23 protein-coding genes are annotated in these 23,415 nt (G+C 64.7%); 4 read left to right on the plus strand and 19 right to left on the minus strand.

The annotated features are described in order from the left end of the window. Positions 1–67: 67 nt before the first annotated feature. Positions 68–493 (plus strand): SufE family protein, encoded by a 426-nt coding sequence (locus ASD04_RS04230; protein WP_056253036.1) that lies wholly within the window; start codon positions 68–70, stop codon positions 491–493. 1 nt (position 494) lies between these two features. Here ASD04_RS04230 and ASD04_RS04235 read toward each other — a convergent pair whose 3' ends face one another. The 11 genes from ASD04_RS04235 to mbhE form a co-directional block, all read right to left on the minus strand. Then, a complete protein-coding gene (locus tag ASD04_RS04235; protein WP_162245102.1) occupies positions 495–1,559 on the minus strand; it encodes an acyltransferase in 1,065 nt (354 codons plus the stop codon). Between the two features lie 53 nt (positions 1,560–1,612). Then, on the minus strand, positions 1,613–2,116 hold the full coding sequence (locus ASD04_RS04240) for a DUF6456 domain-containing protein (RefSeq protein WP_056253042.1): 504 nt from the start codon (positions 2,114–2,116) through the stop codon (positions 1,613–1,615). Then, entirely contained in the window at positions 2,106–2,486 is a 381-nt protein-coding gene (locus ASD04_RS04245; RefSeq protein ID WP_082530987.1) for a helix-turn-helix domain-containing protein, read from the minus strand. Before ASD04_RS04245 ends, ASD04_RS04240 begins: the two co-directional genes overlap by 11 nt. A 174-nt stretch (positions 2,487–2,660) precedes the next feature. Next, positions 2,661–3,083 (minus strand): MucR family transcriptional regulator, encoded by a 423-nt coding sequence (locus ASD04_RS04250; RefSeq protein WP_056253044.1) that lies wholly within the window; start codon positions 3,081–3,083, stop codon positions 2,661–2,663. A gap of 129 nt (positions 3,084–3,212) precedes the next feature. After that, entirely contained in the window at positions 3,213–3,566 is a 354-nt protein-coding gene (mnhG, locus tag ASD04_RS04255) for a monovalent cation/H(+) antiporter subunit G (protein ID WP_056253049.1), read from the minus strand. Further along, positions 3,563–3,862 carry a cation:proton antiporter gene (locus tag ASD04_RS04260; protein ID WP_056253051.1) on the minus strand — a complete coding sequence of 100 codons (300 nt, stop codon included), beginning with the start codon at positions 3,860–3,862 and terminating at the stop codon, positions 3,563–3,565. The genes mnhG and ASD04_RS04260 overlap by 4 nt, the downstream gene beginning before the upstream one ends. After that, the gene (locus tag ASD04_RS04265; protein ID WP_056253054.1) at positions 3,859–4,338 is read right to left on the minus strand and encodes a Na+/H+ antiporter subunit E; all 480 of its coding nucleotides are present in this window, start codon (positions 4,336–4,338) and stop codon (positions 3,859–3,861) included. Before ASD04_RS04265 ends, ASD04_RS04260 begins: the two co-directional genes overlap by 4 nt. After that, a complete protein-coding gene (locus ASD04_RS04270; RefSeq protein ID WP_056253057.1) occupies positions 4,335–5,873 on the minus strand; it encodes a proton-conducting transporter membrane subunit in 1,539 nt (512 codons plus the stop codon). Before ASD04_RS04270 ends, ASD04_RS04265 begins: the two co-directional genes overlap by 4 nt. A gap of 22 nt (positions 5,874–5,895) precedes the next feature. Continuing rightward, entirely contained in the window at positions 5,896–6,273 is a 378-nt protein-coding gene (locus tag ASD04_RS04275) for a Na+/H+ antiporter subunit C (RefSeq protein ID WP_056253060.1), read from the minus strand. After that, a complete protein-coding gene (locus ASD04_RS04280; RefSeq protein ID WP_056253063.1) occupies positions 6,273–6,695 on the minus strand; it encodes an MnhB domain-containing protein in 423 nt (140 codons plus the stop codon). Before ASD04_RS04280 ends, ASD04_RS04275 begins: the two co-directional genes overlap by 1 nt. Beyond that, complete coding sequence (gene mbhE, locus ASD04_RS04285) at positions 6,692–9,076, minus strand: hydrogen gas-evolving membrane-bound hydrogenase subunit E (protein ID WP_056253066.1); 2,385 nt, start codon at positions 9,074–9,076, stop codon at positions 6,692–6,694. Before mbhE ends, ASD04_RS04280 begins: the two co-directional genes overlap by 4 nt. A gap of 237 nt (positions 9,077–9,313) precedes the next feature. Between mbhE and ASD04_RS04290 the strand changes: the two genes are divergently transcribed. The 3 genes from ASD04_RS04290 (at position 9,314) to ASD04_RS04300 (ending at position 12,921) form a co-directional block, all read left to right on the plus strand. After that, positions 9,314–11,410, plus strand: coding sequence for a S9 family peptidase (locus ASD04_RS04290; protein WP_056253070.1), 2,097 nt, complete (start codon positions 9,314–9,316; stop codon positions 11,408–11,410). A gap of 72 nt (positions 11,411–11,482) precedes the next feature. Further along, a complete protein-coding gene (locus ASD04_RS04295; protein ID WP_056253073.1) occupies positions 11,483–12,091 on the plus strand; it encodes a superoxide dismutase in 609 nt (202 codons plus the stop codon). 284 nt (positions 12,092–12,375) lie between these two features. Then, complete coding sequence (locus ASD04_RS04300; protein WP_056253076.1) at positions 12,376–12,921, plus strand: response regulator; 546 nt, start codon at positions 12,376–12,378, stop codon at positions 12,919–12,921. A gap of 205 nt (positions 12,922–13,126) precedes the next feature. Here the strand turns inward: ASD04_RS04300 and ASD04_RS04305 are convergent, their stop codons facing one another. From ASD04_RS04305 to ASD04_RS04340, 8 genes are all read right to left on the minus strand, one after another. Beyond that, a complete protein-coding gene (locus ASD04_RS04305) occupies positions 13,127–14,788 on the minus strand; it encodes a urocanate hydratase (protein ID WP_056253079.1) in 1,662 nt (553 codons plus the stop codon). Between the two features lie 158 nt (positions 14,789–14,946). Further along, positions 14,947–16,041, minus strand: a complete 1,095-nt coding sequence (locus ASD04_RS04310; RefSeq protein WP_056253082.1) for a DUF917 domain-containing protein — start codon at positions 16,039–16,041, stop codon at positions 14,947–14,949. Further along, entirely contained in the window at positions 16,041–17,294 is a 1,254-nt protein-coding gene (locus ASD04_RS04315; RefSeq protein WP_056253084.1) for a Zn-dependent hydrolase, read from the minus strand. Before ASD04_RS04315 ends, ASD04_RS04310 begins: the two co-directional genes overlap by 1 nt. Before the next feature lie 304 nt (positions 17,295–17,598). Beyond that, positions 17,599–18,954: an amidohydrolase family protein gene (locus ASD04_RS04320; RefSeq protein WP_056253087.1), complete on the minus strand. Its 1,356-nt coding sequence runs from the start codon at positions 18,952–18,954 to the stop codon at positions 17,599–17,601. Between the two features lie 194 nt (positions 18,955–19,148). After that, positions 19,149–19,901: an ABC transporter permease gene (locus ASD04_RS04325; protein ID WP_056253090.1), complete on the minus strand. Its 753-nt coding sequence runs from the start codon at positions 19,899–19,901 to the stop codon at positions 19,149–19,151. Continuing rightward, positions 19,898–20,833, minus strand: coding sequence for an ABC transporter ATP-binding protein (locus ASD04_RS04330; RefSeq protein ID WP_056253092.1), 936 nt, complete (start codon positions 20,831–20,833; stop codon positions 19,898–19,900). Before ASD04_RS04330 ends, ASD04_RS04325 begins: the two co-directional genes overlap by 4 nt. 229 nt (positions 20,834–21,062) lie before the next feature. Then, complete coding sequence (locus tag ASD04_RS04335) at positions 21,063–22,253, minus strand: ABC transporter permease (protein ID WP_056253095.1); 1,191 nt, start codon at positions 22,251–22,253, stop codon at positions 21,063–21,065. A 192-nt stretch (positions 22,254–22,445) separates the two neighbouring features. Next, a complete protein-coding gene (locus ASD04_RS04340) occupies positions 22,446–23,357 on the minus strand; it encodes an ABC transporter substrate-binding protein (RefSeq protein ID WP_056253097.1) in 912 nt (303 codons plus the stop codon). Positions 23,358–23,415 lie beyond the last annotated feature (58 nt).

Raw genomic sequence — 23,415 nt, forward strand, 5'->3', positions numbered from 1 at the left:
GACCGCACCGGAGCCGCCGCCAAGGCGGCTCTGGTAATGGCGGCCGGCTTTGACTAGATAATCGGCCATGAGCGAAAATCAGGCCTTCCAGGATATTGCCGAAAACCTATCCTTCCTCGACGACTGGGAAGATCGGCTGAACTACGTCATCGAGCTCGGACAGGCTTTGCCCGACATGCCGGAGACCGACAAGACCGCCGAAAACAAGGTCAAGGGCTGCGTGTCCAATGTCTGGCTGGTATCGAGTGTCGACCGTTCCGCCGGGGCGCCCGTCATGCACTTCCGCGGCCAGTCCGATGCCATCATCACCAAGGGCCTGGTGGCGGTGCTCATAGCGCTCTATTCGGGTCGCCCGGCCACCGAGATCGCCGAAACCGATGCCATCGACTGGTTCAGGAAGGTGGGCCTCAGCGAGCATCTGGGCATGCAGCGCTCCAATGGCCTGGTGGCCATGGTCAATCGCATCCGCGCCGAAGGCCGGGCGCTGAGCTGAGCTATTCGGCCGGTGCCGGCGCCACTTCGGTTCGCCGGCCCAGGGCGGCATTGCAGAACCGCAGCAGCGGCTGCTCGACGAAGCGATAGAGCAACAGGCCGGCCACCGTGCCGCCGATGATCGACACCGCCGCCACGAGATAGTCGGCCCACAGATTGGTCGGATCCAGCAGCTTGAACACCAGCCCGGACAACACGGCCACCTCGTAGATATGGACGAGGTAGATCGAATAGGACGCATCCCCGATATGTTCGAGCAAGGCCACGCGCGGCAGCCGGCGCTCGAAGCGCACGGCGAGCAGCACCAGTGAAGAGGCAAATGCGACGAGGCCGATAAAGGCAAAGGCGTCCTCGACCAGGCCCTCGCCGAAGACAAAGCCCTCCACCAGCCCGGCAAGCCCCAGGATCAGCGCCACGCAGACCGCGCCGGCCGACAGGCCGCTCAGGCGGCCCTGCAAGGTCGCCAGCCCCAGCCAGGCGCCGGCACAGAAAGCCAGCGGCATGAAGCTCGTATAGAACTGGGCAATGGCCGGTTCGGGTTGCAGCAGCGCCCCCAGCACGGCAAGCGCCGTGAAAGCCGCCGTCAGCCAGAAGACGCGCGATTGCGCGCCGAGAAAGGCCAGCAGCGCAAAGCAGAAATAGAAGAAGACTTCATAATTCAGCGTCCAGCCGAGCTTATAGAGCGGATGGATGCCGTGGCTGACCGGATTGTAGAACGGCACGAACAGCAGCGACAGCAGCAACTGGCCGGTATCGTAGACCGTGGTCTTGAACATTTGCGGCGCCACTAGCGCCAGGGCGGCCGCAAGGAGCGTAGCGCCCCAATACATCGGCACGATGCGGATGAAGCGGCGGCGCAGGAAGGCCGGCGCGGAAAACCGCCCCTCCCCGGTCACCGCAACCATGATGAAGCCCGATATCACGAAGAACAGGATGACCCCGAGCCAGCCCAGCCGGCCGAAGCTGAGATTGTCTTCCACCAATGGATAAAGCAGTGCATGCGAAGCCAGCACCAGCATGGCCGCAAACCCGCGCAGGTACTGGATGGTGATGAACTTCTGGCGCATGGCCTGTTCTACCATGCGCCATCGGGGGCCGATTATTATCGTTCAGTATGTAGTTAAAACTCCGCCTCCGCGATCAGCGGCAGGCGCGCCTCCAGCCAGCCGCGCGTCTTGCCCTGTTCGGCGCCTATCGCCTGCTCGCGAAGCCCGAACTGGCTTGCCAGTTGGTCGAGGCCGATGCGCAGTACCAGCTTGGCGCTGCGCCGGGGCCAGCGCCGCTCGGTTTCCACCACTTGCAGGCCCTTGCCCAGGCCGCAGACATCGAACAATACGCCCCAGCAATCGGCGGGCAGCAGCGCGGCCAGGCGGCTGAGCCGGAGCCGGGCGTCGGCCGCGCCCTGCGAGGCAGTTTCCACGCCATTGGCCGACCGGCCCCCGCCCCCGACGGCGGCCGGATTATATGACATGGTCACCCGGGGCGCGAGTTGGGCCCGCCGGATCAGCTGCTCGAGCCGCTCGGCCGCCAGCAGGTGGTGGGGGCCAAGAAAGGCCGGCGCCTTTGCATCCCGGCTGGCGCCGAGCCGGCTGAGAACGTCGTCTTCGCCTGTGCTAGGCGGCATGGCTCATGGCCTCCATCCCGGTCATGGCCGCCTCGATCTGGCGCTCGAATTGCATCACTTCATCGTCGAAGACGGGATCGTCGCGCATATCTTCGATCAGCGCGCAGGCATATGAGACAGTTGTCCTATCCCTGCCGAAGGCCTCGCCGATTTCCATCAGGCTGCGGCCGAGCATGACGTGAGACAGGTACATGGCCAATTGCCGCGCCCGAGCCACCGGCAACCGGCTGCGGCTTCTGTGAGTAAGCATGCGGATCGGCACGTTTTTTTGACGTGCGACCAGAGCGATCACATCGTCACAGACGCATCGCGCCGTACCCCGCCGGGGGGCGGGTACCGCGGGCTGGATGGATGAAAGTGAGTCATACATGGGTGGGCCTCATCGCAAGCAAGGAATTAATTCCTAGATATTGCGATGAGTAAAGCCCGTGGGGATAAGTGCGCCCACAAATTCAAACGGCCGCCCGTCGGGCGACCGTTTGAAGCTTCGTTCTCGCCGGGGTCCAAGGGTTCGGACGCGACGTTTCTTAGCGGAGTGTTTGCGTCAGGCGGCCTTGCGACCCAGGCCATTATCCTTGGCCAGCTTGGAGCGCGTTGCCGAATAGTTCGGCGCAACCATCGGGTAGTCGGCCGGCAGGCCCCACTTCTCGCGGTATTCTTCGGGCGAGAGATTGTAGTGGGTACGCAGGTGGCGCTTCAGCGACTTGAACTTCTTGCCGTCTTCGAGGCAGATGATGTAGTCGGCAGCAACGGACTTGCGGACCGGCACGGCAGGCTTGAGTTCCTCGACAGGAACCTGGACTTCGTTGGTCTGAAGAGCCCGCAAGGCCCCATGGACGTCAGCAATCAGCTTGGGCAGATCGGTCACGCTCACGGAGTTGTGGCTCACATAGGCTGAGACGATTTCGGTACTGAGCTCGATCAAGTCGTGCTCGTAACCGGTCGCCGAGCCGGCGGTGTCACTCATATTTCAACCTTCCATTATTCTTATTGGACCGCGACAGAGGGGCAGTCACAGCCATGATTCATTCCTATGACTGTTTATTGCCATCCGCAACCCAATATGACGCAATTAACATGTTACCAATACCGGCAATCATGCGCGATGATTTTGGCCGGTTTTAGACTTAAGTTCATCAACGACCATGTTCAGGTGCAATTGATCACTGGTGCGATAACTTGCTTTTGCAAGGAGATGGGCTGAGACAGGTGTTGTGAGCAAAAGGAATACAACACCAACTATTGCTCGCATGGCCACACCAACGTCGAAACACAGCAAAGCAACTGCCAGAAGCACCAGCCCGCCACCCACGGCACCCGCCTTGGACGCGGCGTGCATGCGGGTGAAAAGGTCCGGCAGACGGACGACGCCGATGGCGGCGACCAGGCTGAACAGCGCGCCCAGCAGCAGCAGCAGGCAACCGGCATAGGTGACAATATCGACGATCATGGCGCGTCATCCGGCGGGGTTGCGGCGCGGGACAGGATGTAGCGCGCCAAAGCGACGGTCGCCAGGAACCCCAGCAGCGCCAGCGCTATGGCGATATCGAGATAGAGCATCAGCCCGGTACGAACGGCTATGGTGCCGACCAGGCCCATGGCGATGACCGTCATCAGATCCAGTGCCAGTACCCGGTCGCCCAGCGTCGGCCCGATGATGATGCGGATCACCGAGATCAGCAGCGCCAGCCCCAGGATGATCAGGGCGATCAGCGTCGACCAGGAGAGGATGTCGGCGGCGCTCATGAATAGACCTCCCGCACCTTGGCTTCGAAGCCCCCCGCAATGTCGGCGATCAGCCCCTCGCGCGTGCCGAAGGCCAGGGCGTGGACATAGAGCAGGCTGCGATCCTCGCTCACATCCACGCTCAGCGTGCCCGGCGTCAGCGTGATGAGATTGGCCAATAGCGTGATCTCGGCGTCGGATTTGACGGTCAGCGGAAAGGCGATGATGGCCGGCTGCAGCGCCGATTTGAGATCCGGCGTCAGCACCACGATGGCCACACGCACGGCGCTGGCGCCAAGCTCGTAGAGAAACAGCACGGCCAGCGAAGCTATATTACGCAGCTGGCGGAAGCGGCGCGGCGGGCCGAGATTATGCCGCAGCAGCAGCACTGCCAGGATACCGATGGCGCCGCCGAGCAGCAGGTTGAGGCCGCTGAAGGTGCCGGTGATGGCGGCCCAGATCAGGGCCAGCACGACGACGGTCATTGCCGGGTTCATGGCGCCCCTCCTGCCAGGCCGATGGCGGCGACATAGCGGGACGGATCGAGCAGGTCCGGGGCGCCGAAACGCAGTGCCTCGAACAGGCCATTGGGCCACAGCCCGGCCGCAACAACGATGGCCACCAGCGCGCCGGTGGCCCCCAGGCGCAGCCAGGCGCCGCGATGCGACGGCGCAGGCGCAGGCGCCACCACGCCTTCCGGTGCCGCCCGCCAGAAGATATGCGCCCAGAGCCGCGACCCGGCGATCAGCGTCAGCACCGCATTGACCACCAGCGCCACGGCCACAAGGCTGCCCACCCAGCTTCCTTCGCCCAGGCCCGCCTGCAGCAGCAGCAGCTTGGGCCAGAAACCGAGGAAGGGCGGCACGCCGGCCGTGGCCAGTACCAATACGAAAAACAGCACCGACAGCGGCGTGCTCGCCGCATAGAGGCCGCCCATATGCCGGGAGTCGGTCTGCCCGGTCCGGCTCTCGATGAGGCCGGCGACCAGGTAGAGCGCGGTCATGGTCAGGATAGCGTGGAAGATGTAGAGCCCCGCCCCGCTCACCCCGGCCAGCGACGGCACGGCGATACCCACCAGCACCGAACCGACGCCACCGATGACGAGGAAGCCGATGGCGCGGCGCAGATTGGTTTCGGCAATGGCCCCCAGCGGCGCGACCAGCAGCGTCGCCAATGCGACGGCCACCAGCACCGGCTCGAGCAGGTCGCGGCTAGCCGGCAACAGCACCACCAGCGCGCGCATCATGGCGTAGATGCCCACCTTGGTCAGCAATCCGGCAAACAGCGCCGAAACCACGGCCGGGGGCGTATGATAGGCGGCAGGCAGCCAGGCATTCACCGGAAAAGCGGCGGCTTTCATGCCGAAAGCCAGCAGCAGCAAGGCCGCCACGCCTGCCATCGCCGCCGGGTTCGCCGATGGCGCCACCCGCATTATGTCGGCCATGTTGAGCGTGCCGAGCAGGCCGTAGAGCAGGCCGAGCGCCAGCAGGAAGAAGGTCGTGGCGAGGAAATTGAGGAACCCGTATTTCACCGCGCCATCGAGCTGCGCCGGACGACCGCCCAGCACGATGAGCCCGAAGGACGCGATCAGCATCACCTCGAACCACACATAGAGATTGAACAGGTCCCCGGTGAGGAAGGAGCCGGTGACGCCGGCCAGCAACAGCAGCACCATGGAGTGGAAGCCGTCGCGCCCATCCTCGGCGCCGCGCTCGCCCTGGGCATAGACCAGCACCGCCAGCGTCACCACCGCCGCCGTCAGCGCAAAGCCGGCCCCGAAGATGTCGGCGGCAAAGCTGATGCCGAAGGGCGGCAGCCACTTGCCCATGGTCATGCTCAACGGCCCGCTGTCGAGCACGCGCAGCAGCAAGGTCACCTCGCAGGCGATAACGGCACAGACGATCAGCACGGCGAAGATGAAGGTCAACCCGCCCGATTTGCGCAGCATCAGCGTGGCGGCAGCACCCATCAGGCACAGCACCAGCGGCAGTACCACCACCCAGTCGGATGCTGATGTCAGGGTCTCGATCATTGCTGGGGGCAATTCTACCATGTCAGTAGCTCAGCGGCGGGTTGGGCTCGTTGACCGGTTCGGCCACGCGCATGGTGTCGGTATTGTCGGCATCGAGGCTCTGATAGGCGCGGAAGGCCAGCACCAGGAGGAAGCTGAACATGGCAAAGCCGATGACGATGGCCGTGAGGATCAGCGCCTGCGGCAGCGGATTGGCGATGGGCCCGTCCGGTTGTTCGAGCCCGGCCGGAACGATGGGCGCGATTTCCCGCGTCAGCCGCCCGGCAGTGAAAATCAGCAGGTTCACCCCATTGCCCAGGATGGTCATGCCGATCAGCATGCGGATGACCGAGCGCGACAGCAGCAGGTAGACGCCCAGCGCCACGAAACACCCGACAAGCCCGGCCAGCACATAGTCCATCAGGGCTCCTCCTCGCCGCCTTCGAGCGCCAGCGCCACGGCCGAAATCGTGCCGAAAACCACGCAATATACCCCGATATCGAAGACCATCGGCGTCGACAGGGGAACGCTGGTCTGCCCCAGTTCGAGATAGAGCCAGATGCTGGTCATGAAGGGCGAGCCGGTGAACAGCGACAGCAGCCCCGAGAAGCCGGCGATGAACACGCCGAACCCGGCAATGGCCAGAGGATCGATGCGCAAGGCGCGCCGTGCCTCTGCGGCGCCGCTCGACATGCCCAGTATGGCCATGGCCGAGGCCGCGATCAGCCCGCCGATGAAGCCGCCGCCCGGTTCGTTGTGGCCACGCAGGCAGACATAGACCGAAAAGACGAGCATGACCGCGACGATCAGCGGCGCAATGGTGCGGAAGATCAATGAGTTCATGGTGCCGCCTTCCGCCGGCGCCGTGGCGCGGGGGCCGCCGGCACCGCCGGCTTGGCCCGCCGCCGCAGCAGCGCCATGATGGCGATGCCGGCCGCCATGACCACCGAGATTTCACCCAGCGTATCAAAGCCGCGATAGTCGACCAGGATCACGTTGACGATATTGTGCCCATGGGCAATCGGAACGCTGGTGGCGGTGAACAGGTCCGACAGCCGCGTATCGAGCGTCCCTGACAGCACCACCATCAGCAGCAGGCTGACCCCAACGCCGCAGACCAGCGCCAATGTGCCGTCGCGCGCCAGGTCTTCCAGCGGCCGCTGGTCGAGCTCGTCGAGCCGCAGCCGCGTCATTACCAGCGCCAGGATCACCACCGAGAGCACTTCCACCATGAACTGGGTGAAGGCCAGGTCGGGCGCCCCGAACATCAGGAAGATCAGCGCCACGGCCGTCCCCTGGATGCCCAGTGCCAAAATGGCCACCAGCCGGTTGGTCGCCAGCAGCACGGCGCCCAGGCCGATCAGCGCCAGCGCGATCACGCCCCATTCATAGGGCTGCAATTGCGGCCAGCTCAGCTTGGCCGACCAGTTGCCCAAATCGGCATTGGGCAACAGCGCACCATAGCCGTTGAAGACCCCGAGTGGCACGATGAGTGCCAGCGCCAGCCCGACAAATACCGTCGCCAGGTAGATTTCCAGCCGGCCGTGATGCAGCAGCCGGGTCACCGCACCGGAGAAGCGGATCAGGCCGAACATGACCGCATCGAACACAGTGTCCGCCGTCCAGCCGAGGCCGGCCCCGAAGCGCCGCAGCAGCGTGCGCATGGCCGCGGCCTGCCGGTAGACCAGATAGCCCAGCGCCCAGGTGGCGATCGACAGCCACAGCAGCGGGCTCGCCGGATTGATGGCCAGCGTCAGGTGACTGCTGACCGCCTCGCCAAGAATGGCCGCCGCCCCAGGCTCGACCAGGGTATGGCCCAGCCAGTCGGTCATCACCGAGGCAACGATACTCGCGGCGCCCAGCACGACAGGCCCCGCCAGCATGGCGATGGGCGCCTCATGCGCCAGTTTCGGCGTCGGCAGCACGGGGCCGAGGAACGGCCTGACCAGGACCAGCATGGCCACGCCGGCCAGCATGGCATTGCCCGCCAGCAGCACCAGCAGCACGGCCATATCGGACCACTGCCAGTGCATCAGGCCCAGATACATCTCTTCCTTGGCAAAATATCCCAGGGTCAGCGGCAGCCCGATCATGGCGAGGCTCGCCATGGCGGCGCCGATGAAGGTCACCGGCATCCGGTCGGCCAGCCCGCCCAGGATGGTGATGTCGCGCGTGCCCGCCTCGTGGTCGATGGCGCCGACCACCATGAACAGGCCCGCCTTGTAGAAGGCATGGGCCACGAAATAGAGCAGCATGGCCGCAATGGCCGCCTCGGTTCCCAACCCGATCAGCAGCACCGAAAGCCCCAGCGAGGCCAAGGTGGTCTGCGCCAGCATCTGCTTGAGATCGTTCTGCCGGAGCGCGCCGAGGCCGCCCCAGAGCAGGGTCGCGCCGCCGAAGCAGACCAGTATCCATGTCCAGGCCTCGGTGCCGCCCAGCCAGGGCGTGGTGCGGGCCAGCAGGTACACCCCGCCCTGCACCATGGTTGCCGAATGCAGGAACGCCGAAACCGGCGTCGGCGCCTCCATGGCATTGGGCAGCCAGAAATGCAGCGGCACCTGCGCCGATTTGGTGAAGGCCGCCACGAGGAACAGGCCCAGCACCAGCCCGTAAAGTCCACTGCCGCGCACTTCACCGCCCAGCGCGCTCAGCTCCCAGCTCCCCGTGAGGTGATGGACGACAATGGCGCCGACCAGCAGGGCCATGCCGCCGATATTGGTGATGACCAGCGCCTGGATGGCGCCCCGGCGCGCCGCCTGCCGCGTATGATCGAAGCCGATCAGCAGGAAGGACGTGACCGAGGTCAGCTCCCAGAACATGAACAGAGCCAGCATGTTGTCGGCCAGCACCAGCCCCAGCATCGCCCCCATGAAGGCCAGCAGGAAGCCGAGGAACCGCCCGAGATGCGGATGGGTTTTGAGATAAGCGCCGGAATAGAGCACGATCAGCGTGCCGATGCCCGAAATGGTCAGCGCGAAGGTCAGGCTCAGCCCGTCGACCAGGAAGGACAGTTCGAGCCCATAGGCCGGCACCCAGCCAATGCTGGCCGATACGGTGCCGCCAGCGACGACGGGCTCGATCAGCGTCAGCAGAAACAGGAATATTCCACCCGGCACCAGTGCCAGCACCCAGCCGGCATAGGGCCGGGCAAGGCGATGAATGAAGGGCGCCAGCAAAGCGGCAACAAATGGCGCAATCGCCACCAGCGCTATGCTCGCGTCCATTCCGAACCCCACAGGCAATACTCCCCCGATCCGACTCTTGTGGCCGGTTCGCGCAAGACCTTAGCGAATGATCCCCCCGCGACAAGTCAAAACAGGGCTTTATCCCAGCTCTCCGGCTCCTCCTCCCCACTTATGGGGATGGAAGCCCTCTTCACCTCTCCCTTCGGGGGAGAGGTGCCCCTTCCCATCCCTCCCGCACCGTCCTATGTGAAAGAGCCTGCCTTACGGAACTCCGCCATGACCAAGCCCACCGCCCCCGTTGCCGCCAGGAAGTCGCATGTCGTGACCTTCCACACTATCCAGCGCGACGACCCGTACGATTGGCTGCGGGCGGACAACTGGCAGGAGGTGATGCAGAAACCCGAGACGCTGGCCGCCGAAATCCGCGCCTATCTCGACGCCGAGAACAGCTTCTACGAGGCCGAATTCGGCACGCGCACCGAAAAGCTGCGCGAGACGATCTACAAGGAAATCCGCGGCCGCATCAAAGAGGACGACAGCGGCATTGCCTCGCCCGACGGGCCCTTCGCCTATAATTCGCGCATGTTGGAGGGCAAGCAGTATCCCCTCATCGTCCGCACCGCGCGCGACGGCGGCCCCGAAACCGTGCTGCTCGACTGCAATGAAGAAGCCGGGGACGGCTATTTCGGCTTTGCCGGCGCCGAGCATGACCGCGGCCACCGCTACCTTGCCTGGGCCGCCGACCGCGCCGGCTCGGAATATTACGACATCGTCATCCGCGACCTCGATACCGGCAAGGACAGCGCCGAAGTCATCCGCGAAACCGCCGGCTCCTATGTCTGGAGCAACGATTCCAGCGCGATCTACTACACCGAATATGACGACAACCACCGCCCCTACCGCATCCGCCTCCACACCATGGGCACTGACCAGGCCAATGACCCCATCATTTTCGAAGAAAAAGACCCCGGCTTCTTCGTCGGCGTCGGCCGCACGCTTTCGGACAAGTTCATCGTCATCGATGCCCACGACCACCAGACGTCCGAATGCTGGCTGATCGATGCCGAAGCCGGCGGCGAGCCCCGCCTCGTCGCCCCGCGCCTTACCGATCGTGAATATGACATCGATGAGCGCGAGGGCCTGCTCTATATCCGCACCAATGCCGATGGCGCCGAGGACTTCAAGGTCATGGTCGCCCCGGTGGACAATCCGGGCGCGGAAAACTGGACCGATCTCGTCCCCCACCAGCAGGGCGTGCTGATCCTCGACACCATCGTCATCCGCAACCACCTGCTGCGCCTCGAACGCTTCGAGGGCCTGCCGCGCATAGTCGTTCGCGACCTGCGCACCGGCAAGGAAGAGACCGTCAAGTTCGACGAAGAGGCCTATTCCCTCGGCATGTCGGTGGGCTATGAATTCGACACCTCGGTCTTCCGCCTCACCTATTCCTCGCCGACCACCCCGTCGCGCACCTATGACATGGATCTGCAAACCGGCGCCCGTACCCTGCTCAAGGAGCAGGAGGTGCCCTCTGGCCACAATCCCGCCGATTACGAAACCCGCCGCCTTTTCGCCACCGCCCTTGATGGCGAACAGGTCCCGGTGACCGTGCTCTATCGCAAGGGCACCAAGCTCGATGGCTCGGCCCCGGCCCTGCTCTACGGCTATGGCGCCTATGGCATGTCCATGCCCTCGTCCTTCTCTATCTCGGCTTTGTCGCTGGTCGATCGCGGCTTCGTCCACGCCACCGCCCATATCCGTGGCGGCATGGAAAAGGGCTATCGCTGGTACGTGCAGGGCCGCCGCGAGCACAAGACCAACACCTTCACCGATTTCATCGCCGCGGCCGAAATGCTGGTCGACAAGGGCTACACCTCAAAGTCCCGCATCGTGGCGCAGGGCGGCTCGGCCGGCGGCATGCTGATGGGCGCCATCGCCAATCTGCGCCCCGATCTCTGGGGCGGCATCATCGCCCAGGTGCCGTTCGTGGACGTGCTCAATACCATGCTCGACGAAACCCTGCCGCTCACCCCGCCCGAATGGCCCGAATGGGGCAATCCCCTGGCCTCGGCCGAAGACTATGCCCGCATCGCCGCCTATGCCCCCTATGAACAGGTCGCGGCAAAGGACTATCCACCCATCTTCGCCCTGGCCGGGCTCACCGATCCGCGCGTCACCTATTGGGAGCCGGCCAAGTGGGTGGCCAAGCTCCGCGCAACCAAGACCGGCAATGCGCCATTATACCTCAAGACCAATATGGGGGCCGGCCATGGCGGCGCCTCGGGGCGCTTCGACCGCCTCAAGGAAACCGCCGAGTGTTATGCGTTTGCGCTCAATGCGGTCGGATTGGAAGGAACGTTCGGTTCCAACTGATTGTTGTGTCGTCACAATCGGCCTATACCAGTGCCGAATTCCTCAGCGTCTATCCCAAAATCGGAGGCCATAATGTCCACGAAGTTCACCCTGCCGCCCCTGCCCTACGCCTATGATGCGCTTGGCCCCTACATGTCCAAGGAAACGCTCGAATTCCATCACGACAAGCACCACCAGGCTTACGTGACCAATGGCGAAAAGCTGCTGGAAGGCTCGGGGCTGGAAATCCTGCCGCTCGAGGACATCGTCAAGGAGAGCTACGGCAAGAATGCCGGCCTCTTCAACAATGCCGGCCAGCACTACAACCACGTCCATTTCTGGAACTGGATGAAGCCCAATGGCGGCGGCAACAAGCTGCCGGGCAAGCTGCAGGCAGCCATCGATTCCGACCTCGGGGGCTTTGACAAGTTCCGCGCCGATTTCATCGCCGCCGGCACCACCCAGTTCGGTTCCGGCTGGGCGTGGCTCGCCGTCAAGAATGGCAAGCTGGAAGTCACCAAGACTCCGAACGGCGAGTCGCCGCTGGTGCATGGCGGCCACCCGATCCTGGGCGTCGATGTGTGGGAACACTCCTATTACATCGACTATCGCAACGCCCGCCCGAAATACCTCGAAGCCTGGTTCGACAACCTGGTGAACTGGGACCACGTGGAACTGATGTTCGACGAAGCCACGGCTTAGGGGCACCATTCCGCCCCACCCACGGTGTCACCCCGGCCTTGAGCCGGGGCCCATCCCGAGATCGCGCCACAGCCGCAAGCTGGTTCGATCATGCATCTCAGGATGGATCCCGGCTCAAGGCCGGGATGACACCGAGTTTGTGAAACCGTCCAAGCCCGCCCCTCCGGCGGGCTTTTCTCATTCTCCCATCCCCTTTTCCCCCAGCCATTAGCCATTTCCGGAACCCGCCCCTTCTTCCGAACATTTCCCCATGGTAACGGTCTGTTTACTATTGGGGAAAACCAGTGTCCGAGCCGACCAAGGTCGTTGCCATCATCGCGGCCAATACTGCGCTGTCATCGCTGCTGGCGATGGTGGTGGCTGGCGACTCACATCTGCGGGTGCGCCAGTTCGAGAGCGATATCGAACTCATCGCCTATATGCGCATCGCCCCGCTCGACATGCTGGTCTGCGATTTCGACCGCGAGGGCCGCCCGGCCTATGAAATGGTCGAAGCCATTCGTCTCAACAACGACCTGATCAGCCAGGATGTGCCAGTCATCGCCTTGACGCGCACTGTCACGCCGCCGATGCGCCACCAGGCTATCAGCGCCGGCATCGACGAAGTCATCATCAAGCCGATGTCGCCGCGCCACCTGCTGCAGCGCATCCAGGCCCGCCTGCGCAGCCGCAGCGTCATCGGCGTGCTCGGCGGCTATCGCGGTCCCGACCGCCGCAACCGCGCGCTCCTGCCGACACCGCATCCGGTTCCGACCCGCCGCATCACCGACAACGTCATCCCGTTGTTTCCCGACCGCCGCAAGCCGCGGCATCCGGGGCTTGAGGGGTAAGGCTAACTCTTCACATCGCCATCGAACGCAGGCTCCCTCTCCCCTGAGGGGAGAGGGAGGGTGAGGGGTTCAGTGCCGGTGAAGGGCACGGTGCCAACCGCAACATTGAACCCCTCACCCGACCCTTCGGGTCGACCTCTCCCCTCAGGGGAGAGGTGACTCGGCTCCACGCCATGGACGGGGGTAAGCCACACGCGCGGAACCCCTACCCCACCGCGATATGCCCAATCCCCTTGGCCGCGATCTCCTCGAAACTCTCGTCATACCCCGCATCGGCATAACGCATCACGCCCAGCGCGGTATCATTGGTCAGCGCATGCGCCAGCCGCTCATCGCCCTCAGGCGTGCCATCGGCCACCACAGTCACCCCCGCCGACGTCATGTAGCCCGCATAGCCACCGCCACCCGAATGCACCACCACCAGGTCGGCCATGGACGAACACAGCAACATGGCATCGAGGATCGGCCAGTCGGCAATGGCGTCCGAGCCATCCTTCATCCGCTCGGTCATGATATTGGGATGGGCCATGGCCCCGGCATCGAGATGGTCGCGGCTGAAGGCCACCGGCCCGGCCAAAGTCCCATCGGCCACCATGGCATTGACCGCCCGCGCCAAGGCCGTCCGCTCGCCATGCCCCAGCCAGGCAATGCGTGCCGGCAAGCCCTCGAAGGGCACATGCTGCCGCGCCAGCCTGATCCAGTTGGTGACGATCCGGTTGTCCGGGAACATTTCCAGCAGCTTGTCGTCGATCTTGCTGATGTCCTCGGGGTCGCCCGATAGCGCCATCCAGCGGAACGGCCCGATAGCCCGCGCGAACAGCGGCCTGAGATAGGCCTCGGTGAAAATCTTGATATCGAAGGCGTTCTCCACCCCGCCCGCTTTGGCCTGGGTACGGATCAGGTTGCCGTTGTCGAACACTTCCGCGCCCGCCTGCTGAAACGCCAGCATGGCCCGCACATGGTCGGCAATGGAAGCCCGGCTTGCCGCCATCAACTGCCCCGGTCCCTCGACCCGCAGGCGCCTGACCTCGTCCAGGCTCATCCCCTTGGGCACGTAGCCATAGACCAGGTCATGCGCCGAGGTCTGGTCGGTCACGATATCGGGCACGATGCCGCGCCTGTTGATCTCGGGATAAATCTCGGCCGCATTGCCAACCAGCCCGATCGACGTCGCCCGCTTCTCCGCCACCGCCTTGTCGATCATCGCCAGAGCCATATCGAGGTTCGGTGCGATCTCCTCCAGATAGCCGATCTCCTGCCGCTTCCTGGCCCGCTCCGCGTCGATATCGACGCACAGGATCGCCGCCCCCGCCATGCGCCCAGCTAGCGGCTGCGCCCCGCCCATGCCGCCCAGCCCGGCGGTGAGAATGAACCTTCCGGCCAGCGAGCCGTCGAAGCGGTTCTCCGCGATGCGCATGAAAATCTCATAGGTTCCCTGGATCACGCCCTGCGAGCCGATATACTGCCACGCCCCGGCCGTCAGCCCGCCCCAGCAGATCAGCCCCTTCTTCTCCAGTTCATAGAACACCTCGGCCTTGGCCCATTGCCCCACGATGTTGCAATTGGCCATGATCACCAGCGGCGCCTTGGCATGCGTCTTGAGCAGCCCGATCGGCTTGCCCGACTGGATCACCAGCGTCTGGTCTTCATCCATGCGCAACAGTGCTGCAACGATCCCCTTATGCGCCGCCCAGTTCCGCGCCGCCTTGCCGAGTGCGGCATAGACCACCAGCTCATCCGGGTTCTCGCCCACAGCCAGCACATTCTCCAGCAGCCGCAGCAGGGCCTCCTGCCGCCACCCCTTGGCGCGCAGTTCCGGTCCGCCGGGGATCGGGAAATTGGGATGGCGGGGATTGGGTGTGGGCATGGTCTACCTCGTTCTTTCTTCACCTCTCCCTTTGGGGGAGAGGTCGGCGCGCAGCGCCGGGTGAGGGGGCCTTTTCTGGATTCGGTGCGAGGGGAAGGCCCCCTCACCCGCCTTGCTTCGCAAGTCGACCTCTCCCCCAAGGGAGAGGTGTTCCGTGGCTAAGCGCCCTCCAGCGCATATTTCGCCAGCGCGATCCCCATCCGCTCTTCCACAAACGGATAAACCGCCGGGTCCAGCACGCTCGAACTCAGCGGAATAATCGTCTTGGGCACATGCAGCACGAACACATACATGCCGCGCCCCAATTGCCCCACCGACAGCGCCTGCCCCGCCGCATCCAGCGTCGTCAGCACATCGGGGAACGTCGCCAGCCGCGCGCCGCCGGCATCCTCCACCGCCATATATTCGTTCATCACGTGGAGCGTGGTCGCCTTGTCGCCCTCGCCGATGGTCACCGTGCCGATATCGAAGGCTTCCTTGGTATAGGTCACGTCGATGTCGGTAATGTACCCCTTGGTGAGGATGGTCCCGCCCGTGGTCTCCACGATGGCGTCGATCATCTTGTCTGGCCCCTTGCCTTCGGCTGCGATCATCGCCTCGCCCAGCTTCAACGCCAGCGAAATGCCGCCCAAAGCCGCATGCTGCTTCACATAGCTGGCCCGCAGCGGATTGCGGCATGAGGCGATGAAGCCGCCCGACATATCCGCCGCCGTGCGCAAAATCGGCGACACCTTGGCCGTCGCCCCGCGCGTCACCAGCTCGATATAACGGTTCTCCTCCCGGTTGCCGCCCACCGCCGTCTGGATCATCTGCTCGGGCGAACCGGCCATGCCGATGCTGCCCATGTCCCCGGTCGGATGGGCGCGGATATCGCCCACCGCATCCACCACCTTCAGCCCGAGCGCCGCCGAAGGCAGCCAGCCATTGAGCGTGGACGACTTGCCATTCTGCCCCACCATCAGCCCGCTCAGCTTCTCGCCCAGCGCGTCCTGCAGCAATTGCACGGCCTTGATATAGTCGACCCCGCGCATTTCCCAGGGCGTGGTCGAGGCCGGCGCGCCGATGGCGGCAGCCGTCGCCACCCAGTCGTCCTCGTCCAGTTCCTCGATGCTCACCAGTTCCGGCTGGCCGATGCGCACCGCCGCCGTGCCCAGCATGCGGCCATGGTCGGCCCAGCCGCCGCCGCCCGCCGCATAGACCGAGCCGCCGCGCACCGCCGCTTCCACGTCCTTTTCGGTCAGAATGCGCCCCATCAGTCCATCTCCTGCAATGTCACGTCCAGCGCCTTCACGGCGTCCAGCAGGACCGCCGCGCCCAGCGCGATATCTTCACTCGTGGCGAATTCGTCCGCCGAATGGCTGCGTCCATCCTTGCAGGGCACGAAGATCATCGCCGCCCTGGTGATCCGCGCCATCCACGCCGTGTCATGCCCCGCGCCAGAAGCCATGCGCCGGTGCCGCGCCCCCGCCGTTTCGCAGGCAGCATCGAGCACATCGAGCAGCCCGGCGTCGCACGGCGCCGGCTGGTTGTCCGAAACCAGGCGCGGCACCGAGACCTTAACGCCCGTCTTCTCGGCAATCGCGGCGACACCCCTGCCGAGCTCATCGACAAACCGCTCCATGTCCTCGCGCAATTCGGCCCGCGCGTCGATCAGCATGCGCACTCGCGCCGGCACCACATTGGCGGCATTGGGCGTCATCTCGAATTCGCCCACTGTGGCCGCGAAATGCGCCGCACCACTGGCCAAAGCCTTGCCCAGTTCCTCGACGCCCAGCGCGATCCACGCCGCCGTGGTCAGCGCATCCTGGCGCGACCCCATCGGCGTCGTCCCGGCATGGTCGGCCCGGCCCTCCACGATAATCTCGATCCGCGTGATCCCGGCAATCGCCGTCACCACGCCAACGTCCAGCTTCTCGTTCTGCAATACGGGCCCCTGCTCGATATGCAGTTCGAGGAACGCCTTGATATCGTCGCGCTGCGCCGGCAGGCGCGCATCGCCGCCGACCTGCAAAAGACCCTGCTCCAGCGTCAGCCCGTCACTTTCCCGCGCCAGCCACTCCGCCGGCCGCGTGCCGCTCATGCCGCGGCTGCCGATGCAGGACACGCCGAAGATCGACACTTCCTCGGCCAGGAAATCCACCACTTCCAGCGTATGCTCCAGTACCACCCCTTGGTCCCGCAAGGCCCGCGCCACTTCCAGCGCCACCACCACCCCGGCGATGCCATCGAACCGCCCGCCATCGGGCACCGTGTCCGAGTGGCTGCCCAGCATGATGGAACCCAGCTCCGGGCGCTTGCCCGGGATGGTGCCGATCAGGTTGCCCGCCGCATCCACCCGCGTCACCGCGCCAGCATCCCGCATGGCCTTTTCCAGCCATTTGCGGCCCTCGATAAAGAGCGGGGTGAAGGCCCGCCGCGTATAGGGCCGGCCGGGCTCGGTGATGGCGGCCAAAGCGTCGATATCGGCGGCAATGCGGTCGGTGCTTATGGGGGAGTTTGGGATCATGACAAGATATCCCCGGACATCGTACCTCCCATACCCCCGACCTTGATCCAGCTATTCGGCCATCGGATAGGGAGTGGAGCAGCAGTCACCTCTCCCCTGAGGGGAGAGGTCGGCGCGAAGCGTCGGGTGAGGGGTTCAGCGCCGCGTCGGGCACCGTGCACTTCACCAGCACTGAACCCCTCACCCCGCCCTCTCCCCTCAGGGGAGAGGGAGCCCACGCTCAATGGGACTGATTGAGCCGGTGCCCCATTCCATAGACGATTGCCCTGCCCTTGTGGGGAGGGAATGAGGGTGGGGGTGCTTCTCAATTCCCCACCTCCGGCCGCACAAACCGCCCCACCCCCGGCTCCGCCACCGCCGTTCCATCAAACACCTGCCGCCCGCGCAGATAGGTCAGCCCCACCGTCCACGGCAGTTCGATCCCGTTATAGGGCGACCAACCCACCACATTGTGCCCGCTCGCCGCCGCGTCGTAGCGCATGGGCCGGGGGAACAGCACCGCGATATCGGCATCCTTCCCTGCCGTCAGCGCCCCCTTTCGCGCCAGCCGGAAGTGCCTGGCGGGGTTCTCCGCCATCAGCCTGGCCGCCCAGGTCAGCGGAATGCCCCGCTTCAGCGCCCCCATGACGAACAGCGGCACCATGACCTCCAGCCCCGGCACGCCCGACGCATTGGCCAGCATGTCCGGATTGGTCTTGCGGTTTTCCGACCAGCTCACATGGTCGGTCGAGACCAGCGTGACATTGCCGGCCCGCACATGCTCCCAGAGCTTTTCCACCTCCACGCGCGGGCGGATCGGCGGATTGATCTTGGCCTTGCCGCCCAGCCGCGCCACGTCGTTTTCTTCATCCAGCGTGAGATAGTGAATGCAGGCCTCGATCGTCGCGGCATAGCCCTGGTCGCGGTAACTGCGCGCAATTTCATAGCCCCGCCCCAGCGAGCAATGCACCACATGCGCCGGACACCCGGTCTGCGCCCCCGTCTCGTAGATTTGCAGGCTCGCCAGCAATTCGGTCAGCGGCGGCCGGCTCATGCCATGCGCCCGCCAGTCGGTAATCCCTGCCGCCTTGACCTTGGCCATGGCCGCGCGGACCATTTCGTCGTCCTCGTTATGCACGCCCGCCGTCAGCCCGGTTTTCGCCACCGCCGCAAAGCATTCCTCCAGCAAAGCCGGCGGAATACGCGGAAACCGCACCGGGTCCGTCCCGAAGGTGGAGAATTTGAACGCCGCGACACCCGCTTCGGCCTGCTCCGCAATCCGGCTCGCCCCCTCTTCCGGGTTGATCGTGCCATAGAGCGCAAAATCCACTCGCGCCTGCTTCTCGGCATGCGCCACCTTGATCCGCACCGCTTCGGCCGAACAGACCAGGTTCCCCTCGTCATAGGGCATGTCGACAATAGTGGTGACGCCGCCCGCCGCCGCCGAGCGCGTCGACCAGATGAAATCCTCCTGATCCTTCTGGCTCAGCGAATGGGTCTGCGCATCGATGGCGCCGGGCAGGATCAGGGCATTGCCCAGCTCGTGCCGCTCATGCGCATGCGGGGCGACGCCCTCCCCCACATGGACGATCCGGCCATCGCGCACGGCGACGTAGCCATTTTCCACCACCAGATCAGGCAGCACCACCGTACCGGACAGGACTAGATCGAAATCGGACATGTTCTCTTACCTCTCCAAACCCACCGGATCGCCCCTCTCCCCTTGAGGGAGAGGGGGGTTTTCCGCGTCCAGCGGAAAACCGGGTGAGGGGTTCTGCGCGTGCCCATGCTTCAATGCTTGTAGATAGCGCGGCAACCCCTCATCCGCCCTTCGGGCACCTTCTCCCTCAAGGGGAGAAGGAAAGAAGAAAGAATTCAAGCCGCCGCCCTCCCCAATTGTCCGGTCCGCGCCATCAGCCACCGCTCCAGCGCCGAGAGCGCATCATAGATCAGCACCGCAAGCACGCCGACGATCAGCCCCCCCTGCAACACAAATGCCGTATTGCTCGATAGCAGCCCGGCAATGATCACCTCGCCCAGCGTCCGCGCCGCCACGGTGGAGCCGATCGTCGCCGTGGCCAGCGAAATCACCACCGAGAGCCTTACCCCGGCCAGGATCACCGGCAAAGCCAGCGGCAGTTCGACCTTCACCAGCCTTTGCCAGCCGGTCATGCCGACGCCCTTGGCCGCGTCGGTCACGGCAGGCGGCAGGTTGGTCAGCCCGGTCAGCGTATTTTCGAAAATCGGTAGCAGCCCATAAAGGAACAGGGCTACCAAAGTCGGCGCCGTGCCGAAGCCCAGCATGGGCACGGCCAGCGCCAACACCGCCACCGGGGGGAAGGTCTGCCCGATATTGGCCAAGCTCCGCGACAGCGGCAGGAATTCCGCCCCGAACGGCCGCGTCACGATAATGGCGAGCCCCACCGCGATGATCATGGATGCCACTGTCGCTGCCAGCACGATGGCGAGATGGTTCAGCGTAATGTCGAGCAGATTGCCTTGGTTGTAGATGGCCGGCTGGTTGTTCTTGGTGAACAGCGTGAAAAAGCCCGAGAACAACTCCGGCCTCACCAGCAGGGCCAGCAGCACGATCAAGGCCGCCAGCCTGATGACATTCCCGATGGTCATTGCGGCCTCGCCGCCAGCCGCGACAACGCCTCCAGCGTCACCTGCCCCACCACCTGCCCGTCGCGCCGCACCGGCAGAGCCGGTCGTCCCGACCACAGCAATTCGGCATAGGCATCGCGCAGCGAAGCGCTGGCCTCGATCGGCTCCCCGGCTCCCTCGCCCGCCTCGATATGATCGGCCACCCTGGCGAGCGACAGCAGCCGGAACGGCCTTTCGCTGGTGCCGATCAGTTCGGCCACGAAGGGCGTCGCCGGATTGGCGATGATCTCGGCGGGCTTGGCGCATTGCAGCAGCTTGCCCTTATCCATGACGGCAATGGTGTCGCCGAGATGGATGGCCTCCTCCATGTCATGGGTCACCAATACGACTGTGGTGCCCATCTTGCGCTGGATGGACAGCAAATCCTCCTGCGCCTTGGCGCGGATCACCGGGTCGAGCGCGCCATAGGGCTCGTCCATCAGCAATATGTTTGGCGAGGCCGCCAGCGCCCGCGCCACGCCGACGCGCTGCTGCTGGCCGCCGCTCAGCTCATGCGGCAGGCGGTCGCGGAATTCGGCCGGATCGAGCTGAAACAGGCTCAGCAGCTCATCGACCCGGTCGGCGATCTTCTTCTTGTCCCAGCCGAGCAGCTTGGGCACCGTCGCCACATTCTGCCCCACAGTGCGGTGCGGAAACAGGCCATGCCCCTGGATGGCATAGCCGATGCGCCGCCGCAGCTCATAGGCCGGAATGCCGGCAATATCCTCGCCATCGATACGGATATGGCCCGAACTCGGCTCCACCAGCTTGTTGATCATCCGCATCAGCGTGGTCTTGCCCGAGCCCGACGTGCCGACCACCACGCAGATGCTGCGCGGCTCGATGGTGAGGGTCACATGGTCGACCACGACAGTCCCGTTATAGCTCTTGGTGATGTCGTCGATTTCGATCATGGCGCACCGAACTCCAGTGGTTGCGGCGAGAAATCAGGCCCGCTGAGCGTGGGCTCCCTCTCCCCTGAGGGGAGAGGGTGGGGTGAGGGGTTCAGTGCTGATGAAGAGAACAGTGCCGTACGCAGCGCTGAACCCCTCACCCGACCCTTCGGGTCGACCTCTCCCCTCAGGGGAGAGGTGACGTCTGCTCCACTCCATATGGAGGGAATGAGGGTGGGGGTCACCGCGCTCATGACCGCCCTCCCCGGCTCGTCATTTCCACCGCAGCGTCCAGCACCACGGCAGCCGCAAAAGCCAAAGCCACGGTCGGCACCGCCCCGAGCAGCACCAGGTCCATCGCCGTCTGCCCGATGCCCTGGAACACGAAGACGCCGAAGCCGCCGCCACCGATCAGCGCGGCGATGGTGGCCAGCCCGATATTCTGCACCAGCACGATGCGGATGCCGGTGAGAATGACCGGAAAGGCCAGCGGCAGCTCCACCTGCATCAGGCGCTGCCACCAGGTCATGCCCATGCCCTTGGCGGCATCGACAGCCGCAGGCGAAACGCTCTGCAGTCCGACCACGGTGTTGGAAACGATGGGCAGCAGCGAATAGGCGAAGAGTGCCACCATGGCCGGCGCTACCCCGATGCCCGAAATGCCGATAGCCGACGCCCCCGGCACGTTGGCCGCTACCCAGGCCAAGGGCGCAATCAACAGCCCGAACAGCGCGATGGACGGAATGGTCTGGACGATGTTGAGCACGTTCAGCACCGCCGCCCGCAGCGGCTTCACCTTGTAGCAGAGAATGCCCACCGGCACGCCGACCACGGTGGCAATCGCCACCGAGCCGAAGGCCAGCGCCAGATGCGTCCGCGCCTCGGCCCAGAAGGCGGCGGCACGATTGGCATATTCCTTGAGAATGGAGAGGTCGTTCCAGCCGCCGCTCCACAGCAGGGCAGCCACCGCAAGCGCCACGGCCAGCAAAATGCCGACCCGCACCAGCGGCCTGAGCCGCAGCCTTGTCAGCGCGTCGGTCACCAGCAGCGCAAAGGCAAAGACCAGCAGCCAGAAGCCGGCCCCGGGCGAAACGCGGGCAAAAGTGTCGCCCTCCGGCGTCAGGTAGCTGGCCGACCAGCCGATGAATACGAACAATACCGCCAGCACCAGAAACCCGGCGACCAGCTTGGCGATAACCGGAAAGCGCAGCAGCGCGACGACGAACCCCACCAGCAGCATGCCGATCAGAAAGCCCGACGGAAGACCCGGCAGCGCATCGAAGAGGCTCCGCGCCTCCCCCACCACGATGCGATTGGCGCGAAACAGCGCAAACGGCAAGGCCGCCCCCACAGCCGCAATCAGCGCGATCAGCACCCCCAGCTTGTCGAGCGCCAGCCAGGCCGGTCGGGTTGTGATGGCGGTGGTGTCGGCGATGCTCATGCTGGCTCCGGTGTCGGTCGCTGGCTTCGCGAGGAACGCGCTTCATACCCCCCCACCGCGTCATTCCCGTGAAAGCGGGAATCTCCCTCTTATCGGTGCTCAGGCAAGGGGGATTCCCGCTTTCGCGGGAATGACGTCGTGGATATGCACGGACAGTTGGGGTGGCGGTACGATGAACGCCACCCCATTCACTCAGTTCAAAAACCCGCCCTGGGTCAGGTAGTCGGTCGCCACGGCAGCCGCCGCCTCACCGCCCACCTGCACGCGGCCATTAAGTTCCTGCAGCACTTCCAGCGTCAGGCCCTCGAACACCGGCTTGAGCAGTTCCTCGATCTGCGGATATTCCGCCAGCACTTCCTCGCGGATGATCGGGGCAGGCTGGTAGACCGGCTGCACGCCCTTGTCGTCCTCGAGCACCTTGAGGCCCGAGGGGGCGATGCCACCATCGGTGCCATAGACCATGGCGGCATTGACGCCGTTGGTCTGCTGGGCGGCGGCGGCAATGGTGGCCGCCGTGTCGCCACCCGACAGGGTGATGAGCTGGTCGGGCGAGAGCGTGAAGCCATAGACTTCCTGGAATTTCGGCAGAGCCGCCGGCGAGTTCACGAACTCCGCCGAGGCCGCGAGCTTGACTTCGCCACCGCCGGCAACCCAGGCGCCGAATTCGCTGAACGTGTTGAGATTGTTGGCCTCGGCCACATCGTTGCGGATGGCGACGGCCCAGGTATTGTTGGCCGGCGACGGAGTCAGCCAGACGATCTTGTTGGCTTCGAAGTCGAGCTTGGCCGCTTCGGCATAGGCCGAGGCGGCGTTGTTCCACAGCGGATCATCGGCCTTTTCGAAGAAGAAGGCGGCATTGCCGGTATATTCCGGATAGATGTCGATTTCGCCCGCAGTGATGGCTTCGCGCACGATCGGCGTGCCGCCGAGCTGGATGCGGTCGGTGACGGCGATATCGTTGGCTTCGAGCACCTGCTTGATGATGTTGCCCAGAACGCCACCCTCGGTGTCGATCTTGGAGGAGACGACCACCTGGGCGTTTGCGGCGGTCATCGAAATGGCGAGCGCGGCCACGGCGGTCAGCAGCGTTGAAGTGAGGCGCATTGGTTTCTCCGTTTTCTCCGGGCTCCAAGCCCGGCTGTCCCTAGCCTAACCAGTTAGC

Origin of the sequence: Devosia sp. Root436 (genome assembly GCF_001426345.1) — a bacterium.
Taxonomy (GTDB): domain Bacteria; phylum Pseudomonadota; class Alphaproteobacteria; order Rhizobiales; family Devosiaceae; genus Devosia.